Genomic DNA, 12426 nt, shown 5'->3' with positions numbered 1-12426 from the left:
CGAGATGGGAAGTCGCCATCTGCGAAAAGCAGGCACCGCCTAGCGTCCGGCTGACAGGCTAGCTTGTATTATCCTCCAAAACCCCGGCTGCCCATGCCGCTGCTGCGGCTACCGAAGCCGCTACTCCGGCTCATGCGTGGGGCGGTATTGCGCACCCGCGGGCTTTCCTGGATGCCGGCATTGGGGGAAGTACGACTCCCGGCGAAGCCACGGCCGTAGAAGCCGCGGCCTTCGTTTTGCCGCTCGCGAGCAATGGACTGGCGCCAGCCATTGTTGCGCTGAGCCACGCCTGGGTTGGAATAGGCACCAAGGTTAGGCGTAAGGAAACGACCCGCCATAAAGCCAATGCCGCTCCACATCAGCACGTCCATCATACCCGAGCCGGCCACGCGGTTTTCGGGGTGTTGGCGGCTGTAGTCCTGCATTTGCTTTTGCAGGGCCTGGCCTTGCAGCGTATCCACCTTGCCATCGAAATGGCGCAGGATAGCGGCTACTTCTTCTTTGCCTGCCGGGCGCTCGGCGGTGATTTTCCACTCGCCGGGCTGCACTTCGGTCATTTCAGTAATGACGCCTTGGCTAAACGAGTCGCTCGTTTCGCCGCTCCAGTCTCCGCTGGCGCTGTTGTTGCGGCCGTTATCGGAAGAACACGCCGGCAATACCGACAAACCCAGGCTGGCCGCGGCGGCCACCAAAAGGAAGTTGCGGCGCCAGTCGCCGAGGCGGTAAAAAGACTTGTTCATGGCGGGAAGAAGGTTAGGCTGACGAAAGAGGGTACGTAGGGTGGGGGCGAAGAAGTTGTGGCAGATGCCTACCTGTTACTTAACCCCACCGCAAGCCAAGTAGTGCACAAGCACAACAATTACATCTGGCCCTAAGCCACAGTAACCAACTAAGTGGCTTGGACTCGGGTATGTCGAAGGGTGGTTAAAACCACTGCGCCATGCGCCGGCACAGTTCCTCCAGGTAGTGTTGGTCTGTTTCGTCGAAGTCGTTCAGTTGGTCGCTATCGACGTCCAGCACCGCTACTACGGCGCCATCTTTTAGCAACGGCACCACAATTTCGGATTTCGACAGCGAGCTGCAGGCAATATGACCGGGGAATTGCTCCACATCGGGCACAAGCAAGGTACGGGCCTCGGCCCAGGAGCTGCCGCACACGCCCTTGCCATGCCGGATACGGGTGCAGGCTACCGGACCTTGAAACGGACCGAGTACCAGCTCGTCGTTCTTGACCACATACACGCCCACCCAGAAAAAGCCAAACGCCTCTTTGAGCGCGGCCATGGCATTGGCCAGATTGGCTACTTGATCTGGTTCGCCGGCTGTAAGGGCTTCTATTTGGGGTAAGAGGGCTTGGTATTGCTCGGCTTTGGTGAGGGTGCGGTCGATGAGAAGGTCTTCAGCCATTTTTGTAGGAATAACGGGTAATAGGTGACGGGTAACACGCCAGCCGCGGCAAAAGTAACCCGCGCTGATGCAACCGAATTTCAGCCCACAAGTTCCAACCTGTTACCTGATCAATAAAACACGAACAGCTCATCATCGCCGATTAGGCGATGCTCGCGCAAGCCCGTCAGGCTGAGGGGCGGTGCCACGATGCCGCCAGCCCCAATGCGTACGCGACGGCTACGTAGCACCCGAATTTCGTCCCAGAGGCCGGCTTTCAGCAGGAGTTGGTGCAGGGCCGGGCCGCCTTCCACCAGCACTGATTGTACACGGCGGCTATTGAGGTCGTCCAGAATGGCCGGCAGCAGATCGTGGCTCGGCGGAATGCTTACGAAGCTAAGGTTGTCGGCATCGGCGCGTTGACCATTGGTGTACACCACCGTCGGCTGCGAGCCATCGAACAGGTGGTGCGTAGCCGGCAGCGCCAAAGCACGGTCGATAACGAGGCGCAAGGGGTTGGGACCAGGCCATTCCCGGGCGTTCAGCTGCGGGTTGTCGTTCAGGGCCGTGCGCGTGCCGACCATAATGGATTGCTCCTCGGTACGCCAGCGGTGCACCAGCATCCGGGCAATGGGGCCGCTGATGCCGACGGGCTGGCCCTGCGCCGCCGCTACGAAGCCATCCGCCGATTCGGCCCATTTCAGAATGATGTACGGTCGGTTGCGTTCCTGTGCCGTGAAAAATCGTCGGTTCAGGCGCCGGCCTTGCGCCTCCAGCAAGCCTGTGCGTACCTGGATACCGGCTGCACGCAGTTTTTCAAAGCCGCGGCCCGACACGAGTGGGTTGGGGTCAGCGTTGCACACCACCACATCACGCACGCCTTTGCTAATGAGCAGATCCGCGCAGGGCGGCGTCTTGCCAAAGTGCGAACAAGGTTCCAGCGTCACATACACGCGGCATTGGCTCAGGTCGGTTTCAGCGGGCACGGCGGCCAGTGCATTCACTTCGGCGTGTGGGCCACCGTACTGCTGGTGCCAGCCTTCCCCCACCACGTGGCCGTTGGCATCGGCTACCACGCAGCCCACCATGGGGTTGGGCCGGGCGGAGTGCACGCCTAGCAAGGCCAGATCAAGGGCCCGGCGCATCAGCAGTTCATCTTGGACGGTGAAGTCGGAAGCTTCCGGCATGGGCGGCGAAGTCAAGAGGCGTAGCTTTGTCGAGCCAAGATACAGCCCCGCTTCCAACGTGACCATTCGCCAGCTTACCGATCAGCTTACCGATGCGCTGAGGCCGCTCTATCCCGGTCCTGAGGGCGCCAGCGTCGCCACAATTGTGGTAGAGCACCTGCTGCAGCTTTCACCATTGCAGCGTCGTATGCAGGCTGCCGAGCCCGTAAGCCCCGACAAGCTCGCGCAGGCTGCCACTATCCAACAGCGGCTGCTGCTGCACGAGCCCGTACAGTACGTGCTGGGCGTGGCACCGTTCCTGGATATGGAGTTGCTGGTAACACCCGCCACGCTCATTCCCCGCCCCGAAACCGAGGAGCTGGTGCAGTTAATTGTGCAAGAGCAAGGCCGCCGGTCCGGCTTGTGGGTGCTGGATGTAGGCACCGGCAGCGGCTGCATTCCCATTGCTTTGGCACGTCAGCTACCTGATAGTCACGTATGGGGCTTGGATATTTCGGCTGATGCACTGGCAGTAGCCAGCCAAAACGGTCGGCAATATGCACCGCAGGTGCAGTGGCTGCAGGCCGATATTCTGCAAGCCGATCCGCCGGGCATTTCAGTTGCCAGCTTGGATGTGCTGGTGAGCAACCCGCCGTACGTGCGGGCTTCTGAGCAAGCGCTGATGCGTGCCAATGTACTGCAGTTCGAGCCGCACACGGCCTTGTTTGTGCCCGATAAGGACCCGCTGCTTTTTTACCGCCGGCTTACTGGCCTGGGCCGGCAGCTGCTAAAGCCCGGTGGTGCTATCTACTTCGAAATAAACGAAGCCTTGCCCGAGGAAACGGTGGCACTGCTGCAGCAGGCCGGTTACGTAGCCGCCCGCGCCCTGCCCGACCTGAGCGGCCGCCCTCGCATGGTGCGTGCTACGTGGCCGGGCTGAAAGCTGCTCGGTGCAAGCCAATGACGTCTAAGTGAAAAGGCCTACCTTTGCCCGCCGAAAACAACCGCTGCCGATTTCCTATGACCGAAGTTGCTTCCGCCTATTTTGCGCATCCCACCGCCGTGCTCGACGAGGGTTGCCGCGTAGGCGACGGCACGCGCATCTGGCACTTTTGCCACGTGAGCGGCGGGGCTGAGCTGGGCGAAGCCTGTTCATTGGGCCAGAACGTGTTCGTGGCCGACGGCGTACGCCTCGGTCGCAACGTGAAGGTGCAGAACAACGTGAGCCTGTACACCGGCGTGGAATGCCACGACGACGTGTTCATCGGCCCTTCAGCGGTGTTTACCAACGTGCTCAATCCACGCGCCGCCGTGCCGCGCCGGCACGAGTACCAGCCAACGGTCTTGGAGCAGGGCGTAAGCATCGGGGCCAACAGCACCATCGTGTGCGGGGTGCGCCTTGGGCAGTACGCCTTTGTAGGCGCCGGCTCGGTGGTCACCAAAGATGTACCGGCTTTTGCCCTCGTGTATGGCAACCCGGCCCGGCAGCGCGGCTGGATGAGCCAGCACGGCCATCGTCTTGATTTTGGTCCGGATGGCATGGCCACTTGCCCCGAAAGCGGCTGGCAGTACCGGCTAACCGGCCAACAGGTTTCGCGTATCAGCGCCGAACATTAATTCTCTGAATATCCAAGCTCCCCGTTTCTAAGTCCCCCGACCCGTGTACGAGCAGTTACTGAATAAAGAGGCCAAATTGGCCGTCATCGGCCTTGGCTACGTGGGCTTGCCCATCGCCCTGGAGTTTGCCCGCAAAATGAGCGTTATCGGTTTCGATATCAACGCCCAGCGCGTGGAGATGATGCGCAACAACGTGGACCCCAGCGGCGAGCTGGAAACCGAAGCGTTTGAAGGCTGCGACATTACGTTTACCGATTCCTTGGATGTGCTGCGCGAGGCCCGCTTCTTTGTGGTGGCCGTGCCCACGCCCATCGATGAGCACGCCATGCCCGATCTGAAGCCGCTCATCGGCGCTTCTACCACGGTGGGCAAAGTGCTGAAGAAGGGCGACTTCGTCGTGTATGAGTCGACGGTATACCCCGGCTGCACCGAGGAAGACTGCATTCCGATTCTGGAACGGGAGTCGGGCCTGAAATTCCCCGGCGACTTCAAAGTAGGCTACTCGCCCGAGCGCATCAACCCCGGCGACAAAGAGCACACGCTCTCCAGCATCGTGAAAGTGGTGTCGGGCTGTGACGCAGAGTCGCTGGACATCATCGCCAAAACCTACGAGCTGGTAGTGAAAGCCGGCGTGCACCGTGCGTCGTCAATCAAAGTAGCCGAAGCTGCCAAGATCATCGAAAACACCCAGCGCGACGTCAACATCGCCCTGATGAACGAGCTGTCGATGATTTTCGACCGTATGCGCATCAACACCTACGAAGTGCTGGAAGCTGCCGGCACCAAGTGGAACTTCCTGAAGTTTTCGCCCGGTCTCGTGGGCGGCCACTGCATCGGCGTCGATCCGTACTACCTGACCTACAAGGCGAAGGAGCTGGGCTACGACGCGAAGGTTATCCTGTCGGGCCGCACCACCAACGACGGCATGGGAGCTTACATCGCCCGCAAAACGGTGCAGATGATGATCAAACAGGGCAAAGACGTGTCCAAGTCCAAGGTGCTGGTGATGGGCGCCACGTTCAAGGAGAACGTGGAAGACATTCGCAACTCCAAGGTGGCCGACGTCATCAATGAACTGCGCAACTTCTCGGTGAATGTGGACATTGTGGACCCGCACGCCGACAGCGACGAGTTGCACCACGAGTACGGCTTCCGCCTGATTCCGCAGGAAGAGATGAGCAACGACTACGATGCCGTGGTGGTAGCCGTGAGTCACAAGCCGTATACTGAGCTAAACGAAGAGTACTTCAAATCCATTACCACGCCGCAGGCGGTGCTGGTGGACATCAAAGGCCTCTTCCGCGAAAAGATCAGCGAATTGCAATACTGGAGCCTGTAAGCTGTTTATTATCATATGATTGGGTGATTAGCTAATTGGCCGTTCACGGTTTCTGAACGGTCAGCCATCTAACCACCCAATTATTCAGCCATTCGACTATGAACAAGATACTTGTAACAGGTGGCGCAGGCTACATCGGCTCGCACACGGTGGTAGCCTTGCACGAAGCTGGCTTCGAGCCGGTTATTGTCGATAACTTCGTCAACTCCAAAGAGTCGGTATTAGATGGCCTGCGGGCTATTCTTGGCCATGACGTGAAATGCCACCATGCCGATTGCACCGATGCTGCCGCCTTCCGCAAGGTGTTTGAAGCCGAAGGCGACATTGCCGGCGTAATCCACTTCGCCGCCTTAAAGGCGGTAGGTGAATCGGTACAGAAGCCGCTGGAGTATTACCAAAACAACGTTGGCTCCTTGCTGGTGCTGTTGGAGTTGATGCGCGAATTCAAGGTGCAGAACCTGGTTTTCTCGTCTTCCTGCACTGTGTACGGAGTGCCCGATGCGCTGCCGGTAACCGAGGAAACGCCCACCAAGCCCGCTTCTTCGCCTTATGGCCGCACCAAGCAGATGTGCGAAGACATCCTGCGCGACCTGGACCAAGCGCCGGCCAATGAGTTGAAGACCGTGCTGCTGCGCTACTTCAACCCCATTGGCGCGCACCCTTCGGGCTACATCGGCGAGCTGCCGCTAGGTATCCCCAACAACCTGATTCCCTTCGTGACGCAGACCGCTGCTGGCTGGCGCGAGCAGCTGACGGTTTACGGGACTGATTACGACACGTCCGACGGCTCTTGCATCCGCGATTATATCTACGTAGGCGACCTAGCCCGCGCCCACGTGGTAGCGGTGCAGCGCCAACTTAGCGGCAACGCAGACTCGGTGGAAACCTACAACGTGGGCACCGGTCACGGCAATTCCGTGCTGGAGGTGGTGAAAGCGTTCGAGAAAATAGCGGGCCAACCGCTTAAATATCAAACTGGCCCCCGCCGCACCGGTGATGTGCCGGCCATATACGCCGATGCTTCCAAAGCCGCTAACGTGCTGGGCTTTCAAACAGAAGTCGAGCTGGATGAAGCATTGGCCACGGCCTGGCGTTGGCAGCAAAACCTGGGCGGGCAGCCCGCATAACTCGTCTTTACAAGCCCATGAAAATTCTTATTACCGGCGGTGCTGGTTTCATTGGTTCGCACGTGGTGCGGCTGTTCGTTACGAAGTACCCCGAGTACCAGATCCTCAACCTCGACGCGCTGACCTACGCGGGCAACCTCGAAAACCTGCGCGACATTGAGGAGCAGCCGAACTACCGTTTTGTTAAAGGTGACCTGACGGATCAGGCTTTTGTTGATCATCTGTTTGCCACCGAAGAACCCGACGCGGTTATTCACCTCGCGGCGGAGTCGCACGTGGACCGTTCCATTACCGATCCGCTGGCCTTCGTAAAAACGAACGTGCTCGGCACCGTGCACCTGCTCAATGCAGCCCGCAACCTGTGGCAGCCATCGGGCTTTGAAGGCAAGGTATTCTACCACGTATCAACCGACGAGGTGTACGGCTCTTTGGAGATGGGCACGGAGATGTTCACCGAAGAAACCGCCTACGACCCCCGCTCGCCCTACTCAGCTTCGAAGGCTTCGTCCGACCACTTTGTGCGGGCTTGGTTCCACACGTACCACATGCCGGTGAAGCTGTCGAACTGCTCGAATAACTACGGCCCGAATCACTTCCCCGAGAAACTCATCCCGCTGGCGCTGCACCGCATCCAGAATGGCGAGCCAATTCCGGTGTATGGCCGCGGCGAAAACGTGCGCGACTGGCTGTTCGTGAAAGACCACGCCACGGCTATCGATGCAGTGTTCCACAAAGGCAAAGTGGGCGAGACCTACAACATCGGCGGCGTAAACGAGTGGAAGAACATCGACCTCATCCACCTGCTCTGCGATGTGATGGACGAGAAGATGGGCAAGCCCCAGGGCACCTCGCGCCAGTTGATCAAGTTCGTAACCGACCGGGCCGGGCATGACTTGCGCTACGCCATCGACTCAAGCAAGATCATGAACGAGCTTGGCTGGAAGCCTTCAGTTACGTTTGAGCAGGGCCTGCGCCAAACCGTCGACTGGTACTTCGATAATAAGGAGTGGCTGGAGCACGTCACTAGCGGCTCTTACCAAGATTACTACCGGCAGCAGTACGCCGCCCGATAATGTGAAAATGTAAGGGAATGTGGAGATGAGGTGAATGGCCGGGCACAGCCCGGCACTAGCCGTTCATTTCCACATTTCCCGCATTCAACACATTCCTCACATTAACATCAGCATGTACGAATCCCCCTTTCACGAGCAGCCGCTCGATAACCTGACTTTTTTAGTTACCGGCGGGGCCGGTTTTATCGGTTCCAACATCGTCGAGTACCTGCTGAAGTACGGCGTGAAGAAGGTGCGCACCTTCGACAACTACTCCAACGGCTTTCGCAAAAACTTGCGTTTGTTTGAAGGCCATCCGGCCTTGGAAATCGTCGACGGGGATATTCGCGACCCAGAGGCCTGCCGCAAGGCTTGCGAAGGCGTGGACGTGGTGCTGCACCAGGCCGCGTTAGGTTCGGTGCCGCGTTCCATCAACGACCCCGTTACCTCAAACGACGTGAATGTGGGCGGCTTCGTCAACATGCTGGTGGCGGCGAAAGACGCCGGCATAAAGCGCTTCGTGTACGCGGCTTCTTCGTCGACCTATGGCGATTCGCCCCATTTGCCCAAAATCGAAGACCGCATTGGCAAACCACTGTCGCCCTACGCAGTGACCAAGTATGCCAACGAGTTGTACGCCGACGTGTTTGGTAAGACGTATGGCATGGAAATTATCGGCCTGCGCTACTTCAACATCTTTGGCCCGCGCCAAGACCCCAATGGGGCTTACGCGGCGGTAATTCCGCTTTTCATCGACGCCGTGCTGCAGGGTAAGGCCCCGCGCATCAACGGTGACGGTGGTCAGACCCGCGACTTCACTTTCGTGGAGAATTGTGTGCAGGCCAACATCCGTGCGGCACTGGTGCAAAACCCCGAAGCTGTCAATCAGGTGTACAACATCGCCGTGGCCGACCGCACGTCGCTCAACGATTTGTTCAACATTTTGAAGGAGGAAGCTGGCGTGGACATTACGCCCGAGTATGGCCCCAACCGGGCCGGCGACATTCGCGACTCCTTGGCCGATATCAGCAAGGCTAAAAGCTTACTGGGGTACGATCCGCAGGTTCGAATCCGCGAGGGCCTAAAAAAGACCCTGGACTGGTTCCGAGCCAACGAGGCGTTCATTCAAGAGAGAAACTAATTGTCAAATGGCTGAATGGCTGAATGATCAAAGCGAAACGCTGCCTCATTTAGTCATTTAACAATTTCACCACTGCCCCTATGAAAGGCATCATCCTCGCCGGCGGTTCCGGCACCCGTTTGCACCCGCTAACGCTGGCCGTGAGCAAGCAGCTCATGCCGGTGTACGACAAGCCGATGATCTATTATCCGCTGTCGGTGCTGATGATGGCAGGTATTAAGGACATCCTGATCATCACCACACCCCACGACCAGGCGCAGTTTCAGCGCCTGTTGGGCGATGGACAAAGCTTGGGCTGTAACTTCCAATATGCCATTCAGGAAGTGCCAAATGGTCTGGCGCAGGCCTTTGTAATCGGGGCTGATTTTATCGGCGATGATAAAGTAGCCTTGGTGCTCGGCGACAACATCTTCTACGGTGCTGGGATGGAGGAATTGCTGCAGTCGAATAGCAATCCAGAAGGCGGCGTGGTATATGCCTACCACGTGCACGACCCCGAGCGCTACGGCGTGGTAGAGTTTGATGATAAGCTGCAGGCACTGAGCATTGAGGAAAAGCCTAAGCAGCCCAAAAGCAACTACGCAGTGCCGGGCCTGTACTTCTACGACAACGAAGTAGTTACCATTGCGAAAGCTCTCAAGCCGAGCCCGCGTGGCGAATACGAAATTACCGACGTCAACCAAGAGTACCTGCGCCGTGGCAAACTGAAAGTAGGTATCCTGGGCCGCGGCACCGCTTGGCTGGACACGGGCACGTTTGAGTCGCTGATGCAGGCTGGTGAGTTTGTGCGCGTGATCGAGCAGCGCCAGGGTCTGAAAGTTGGTTCAATTGAGGAAGTGGCATACCGCCAAGGCTTTATCGACGCGGATCAACTGCGCAAGATTGCCGAGCCGCTGCGCAAAAGCGGCTACGGCGATTATCTGCTGCGTTTGCCCGAGCAACTGGTACTGCGCTAATAGGCTATTGCATATGGCAGTAAATACAAGGAGCCCGGCCGATTTGGCCGGGCTCCTTGTATTTGATGTTAGGGTAAGCAGCGCAGGAAGTGCATTTGCCTCCACAAAAACAGTTCGTCGTTCTACCGAAGCAGTGCTCCGGCGAGCAGCGCTCCAAGCACCAGTACGTAGGATGGAACCCTGTCCCATAACAGGACGAGAAAGGTCGCGGCTACCAGCAGCGGATTCAGCGGTAAATCGACGCCGTAGCGACCAGGCAGGTGCCAGACATACCCATCGGGGAGAGGATGATACAGCAGGAACGTAGCTGCTACTACCAAGCCGGCACTTACGGCGTTAATGCCCTCCAATGAGGCTTTGACCACCCGGTACTGCTTAAGCTGGTCCCAGAAGCGAATCAGAAAGAATATAAGGAGGGTGCCGGGCATGAATATGCCTGCCGCCGCTACGAAGGCGCCCAAGATCTGCCCGCCGATGCCGTATTCGCGCATGGCCAGCGCGCCGATGTAGGAGCTAAAGGCGAAGTTTGGTCCTGGCAGGGCTTGGGTGAGGCCGTAACCCGATAGAAACTCCGGGCTACTCAGGTAGCCTTTGAAACCCACAAACTCGGCGTACAGGAGCGGAGCCAATACTTGCCCACCCCCAAAAACGAGGGACCCGTTGCGGTAGAAGTTTTCAAACAAGCGTACCGGCAGCAAGCGCGTGTAATGGCCCAGTAATGCCGCCAGCAGCAGCACCGCCAGCCACAGTACGAAATTCGACCATTCTACCTGCAATGGTTCTTTGCGCTCCACCATCGGAAGCTTTCGATAGCGGAAAGTGGTAACTAGGCCTCCGCCCAGCAGCAGCAACGGCAGCACCCAGGGAAGCTGAAAAAAGTACGCTACCAATGCTGACGCAACTAGCAGGGCCACGGCGGTTTTGGTATGAATAACCTTCTCCGCAATCTTATAAGCTGAGTACGCGACGAACCCAACAGCTACCGGTTGTACAAAGCGCACCAGCCGGGTCACCAATTCTTTATCGAGGTAACTGATAGATAGACCAGCTACTGTCATAATGCACACCGATGGTAGCATCCAGACCAGCAGAGTCAAATAAGCTAGGTTGGGCCCGCCTAGTCGAAAACCGATGGCCGTAATGGTCTGGGTGGATGAGGGGCCGGGCAGTACTTGGCATAGAGCCATGAGCTCAAGCAACTCCGCCGAGGTGATATAGCGCCGCTTATCTACCAGCAAGCGAAGCATCATGGCCGTGTGAGCCTGCGGACCACCAAAGGAAGTCAGGGCCAACACGGCCACGTCTTTGAGGAAGAGAATACCGCGCACACGCTTGGTGCGCAAGCGGCGGGGCGGTGGTGCCAGTCGGACTTCGGTGGGTTCCGGGAGCTGCACAGGCATGTAAGTGGCATGGGTGGCAATGGTAAAGAAGCACAATCCCAGTGGAATGACAAGCCGGGCAGTGCGGGTATTGCCAACACTTAAAAAGCCACCCGAGCGTCGGTGAGATAGGCTACATTGATAATATAAACCGCAAAGGTGCTGCAACTGAGTAGTTGCAGCACCTTTGCGGTTTATACCTGGCTCGGATTTATGCATCCGGGGCCAGCTAATTACATCGTGGCTTTTTTCTTCAAACCGAGCTCAATCAGACGCTCGTTGAGGAATTCGCCGGCAGTGATGTCCTCCTGTTGCTTCGGGTTGTCAGCCGTTACGCAGTTCTCCAGCGCAGCCAGGCTCATTTCGGAGCGTGGGTGCATGAAGAACGGAATAGAATAGCGCGATGAGTTCATCTTCTCACGAGGCGGGTTTACCACGCGGTGGATAGTGCTTTTTAGTACGCCGTTGGTAAGGCGCTGCAGCATGTCGCCTACGTTCACTACAATCTGATCCGGCAGGGCCGTAATCGGAATCCAGTGCCCGTCGCGGCGCAGTACCTGCAGACCATCAGCCGAAGCACCCATCAGTAGTGTGATAAGGTTGATGTCGCCGTGCTCGGCGGCACGTACGGCATCGGCCGGTACCGCATCGGGGTTCTCGATGGGGTAGTAATGAATGGGGCGCAGGATGGAGTTGCCGTTGCGTACCTTATCGTCGAAGTAGTTCTCCGGCAGGTTCAGGTACAAGGCAATGGCGCGCAGCACATCTTTGCCCGCGGCTTCCAGGGTTTTGTAAGTCTGGAGGGCCGTGTGGCGGAACGTAGGCACCTCCTCGGGCCAGATGTTGTCTGGGTACTCGCTCTTGATTGGGTCGTTCGGGTCGTCGACCTCCTGGCCCACGTGGAAAAACTCTTTCAGGTCGCCAGTGTTGCGGCCCTTTGCGTGCTCCTTGCCTTTGCTGATGTAGCCGCGCTGGCCTGCCAGCTCTGGGTTTTCATACTTCTGCTTTACCTCATCGGACAAGCCAAAAAGCGCCTGCACATCGGCATAGAGCTTTTGGGTCTGCTCATCGTTCAGGCCGTGGTTTTTGAGTGCCACAAAACCGATGTTCTGGTAAGCTTCGCCGAGTGCGCGAACGAACTGGGCTTTGCGTTCTGGGTCGCCTGAGCGGAAGTCCGCAAGGTCAAGCGACGGGATTTCGTCCAACAATTTTTCGCTCATAGCGAATTCGCAATATACTTTTGGAAAAACCTTTCGTACTTCG

12 protein-coding genes are annotated in these 12426 nt (G+C 57.8%); 7 read left to right on the top strand and 5 right to left on the bottom strand.

All coding sequences use genetic code 11. The annotated features are described in order from the left end of the window. Window positions 1-68: 68 nt before the first annotated feature. The 3 genes from AC5FXY_RS02350 to ribD form a co-directional block, all read right to left on the bottom strand. Window positions 69-740, bottom strand: a complete 672-nt coding sequence (locus tag AC5FXY_RS02350; protein WP_493555023.1) for a Cj0371 family chemotaxis-regulating polar lipoprotein — start codon at window positions 738-740, stop codon at window positions 69-71. A 184-nt stretch (window positions 741-924) separates the two neighbouring features. Next, window positions 925-1407 carry a GAF domain-containing protein gene (locus AC5FXY_RS02345; RefSeq protein ID WP_493555022.1) on the bottom strand — a complete coding sequence of 161 codons (483 nt, stop codon included), beginning with the start codon at window positions 1405-1407 and terminating at the stop codon, window positions 925-927. A gap of 110 nt (window positions 1408-1517) precedes the next feature. Further along, entirely contained in the window at window positions 1518-2573 is a 1056-nt protein-coding gene (gene ribD, locus AC5FXY_RS02340; RefSeq protein WP_493555021.1) for a bifunctional diaminohydroxyphosphoribosylaminopyrimidine deaminase/5-amino-6-(5-phosphoribosylamino)uracil reductase RibD, read from the bottom strand. A 58-nt stretch (window positions 2574-2631) separates the two neighbouring features. Here ribD and prmC point away from each other — a divergent pair, with 58 nt between their 5' ends. The 7 genes from prmC (at window position 2632) to rfbA (ending at window position 9784) form a co-directional block, all read left to right on the top strand. Next, on the top strand, window positions 2632-3492 hold the full coding sequence (gene prmC / locus AC5FXY_RS02335) for a peptide chain release factor N(5)-glutamine methyltransferase (RefSeq protein WP_493555020.1): 861 nt from the start codon (window positions 2632-2634) through the stop codon (window positions 3490-3492). Between the two features lie 80 nt (window positions 3493-3572). Then, the gene (locus AC5FXY_RS02330; RefSeq protein WP_493555019.1) at window positions 3573-4169 is read left to right on the top strand and encodes an acyltransferase; all 597 of its coding nucleotides are present in this window, start codon (window positions 3573-3575) and stop codon (window positions 4167-4169) included. Window positions 4170-4212: 43 nt separating this feature from the next. After that, entirely contained in the window at window positions 4213-5508 is a 1296-nt protein-coding gene (locus AC5FXY_RS02325; protein ID WP_493555018.1) for a nucleotide sugar dehydrogenase, read from the top strand. 98 nt (window positions 5509-5606) lie between these two features. Beyond that, complete coding sequence (gene galE, locus AC5FXY_RS02320; protein ID WP_493555017.1) at window positions 5607-6635, top strand: UDP-glucose 4-epimerase GalE; 1029 nt, start codon at window positions 5607-5609, stop codon at window positions 6633-6635. A 17-nt stretch (window positions 6636-6652) separates the two neighbouring features. Then, window positions 6653-7708: a dTDP-glucose 4,6-dehydratase gene (gene rfbB / locus AC5FXY_RS02315; RefSeq protein ID WP_493555016.1), complete on the top strand. Its 1056-nt coding sequence runs from the start codon at window positions 6653-6655 to the stop codon at window positions 7706-7708. A gap of 112 nt (window positions 7709-7820) precedes the next feature. Further along, the gene (locus AC5FXY_RS02310; protein ID WP_493555015.1) at window positions 7821-8828 is read left to right on the top strand and encodes an SDR family oxidoreductase; all 1008 of its coding nucleotides are present in this window, start codon (window positions 7821-7823) and stop codon (window positions 8826-8828) included. 80 nt (window positions 8829-8908) lie between these two features. Next, window positions 8909-9784, top strand: coding sequence for a glucose-1-phosphate thymidylyltransferase RfbA (rfbA, locus tag AC5FXY_RS02305; protein WP_493555014.1), 876 nt, complete (start codon window positions 8909-8911; stop codon window positions 9782-9784). A 122-nt stretch (window positions 9785-9906) separates the two neighbouring features. Here rfbA and chrA read toward each other — a convergent pair whose 3' ends face one another. Further along, window positions 9907-11184, bottom strand: coding sequence for a chromate efflux transporter (gene chrA, locus AC5FXY_RS02300; protein ID WP_493555013.1), 1278 nt, complete (start codon window positions 11182-11184; stop codon window positions 9907-9909). A 212-nt stretch (window positions 11185-11396) separates the two neighbouring features. Beyond that, entirely contained in the window at window positions 11397-12383 is a 987-nt protein-coding gene (locus AC5FXY_RS02295; RefSeq protein WP_493555012.1) for an isopenicillin N synthase family dioxygenase, read from the bottom strand. Between the last annotated feature and the right edge of the window lie 43 nt (window positions 12384-12426).

The sequence above is a fragment of the Hymenobacter sp. FMD4 genome (genome assembly GCF_058932745.1).
This window is presented reverse-complemented; position numbering and strand designations above follow the sequence as displayed.

Coding starts and splice junctions, on each gene's coding strand:
- chrA (WP_493555013.1), bottom strand. CDS start 11,184: ATGCCTGTGCAGCTCCCGGAACCCACCGAAGTCCGACTGGCACCACCG.
- AC5FXY_RS02330 (WP_493555019.1), top strand. CDS start 3,573: ATGACCGAAGTTGCTTCCGCCTATTTTGCGCATCCCACCGCCGTGCTC.
- AC5FXY_RS02345 (WP_493555022.1), bottom strand. CDS start 1,407: ATGGCTGAAGACCTTCTCATCGACCGCACCCTCACCAAAGCCGAGCAA.
- AC5FXY_RS02350 (WP_493555023.1), bottom strand. CDS start 740: ATGAACAAGTCTTTTTACCGCCTCGGCGACTGGCGCCGCAACTTCCTT.
- ribD (WP_493555021.1), bottom strand. CDS start 2,573: ATGCCGGAAGCTTCCGACTTCACCGTCCAAGATGAACTGCTGATGCGC.
- galE (WP_493555017.1), top strand. CDS start 5,607: ATGAACAAGATACTTGTAACAGGTGGCGCAGGCTACATCGGCTCGCAC.
- rfbA (WP_493555014.1), top strand. CDS start 8,909: ATGAAAGGCATCATCCTCGCCGGCGGTTCCGGCACCCGTTTGCACCCG.
- AC5FXY_RS02310 (WP_493555015.1), top strand. CDS start 7,821: ATGTACGAATCCCCCTTTCACGAGCAGCCGCTCGATAACCTGACTTTT.
- AC5FXY_RS02295 (WP_493555012.1), bottom strand. CDS start 12,383: ATGAGCGAAAAATTGTTGGACGAAATCCCGTCGCTTGACCTTGCGGAC.
- rfbB (WP_493555016.1), top strand. CDS start 6,653: ATGAAAATTCTTATTACCGGCGGTGCTGGTTTCATTGGTTCGCACGTG.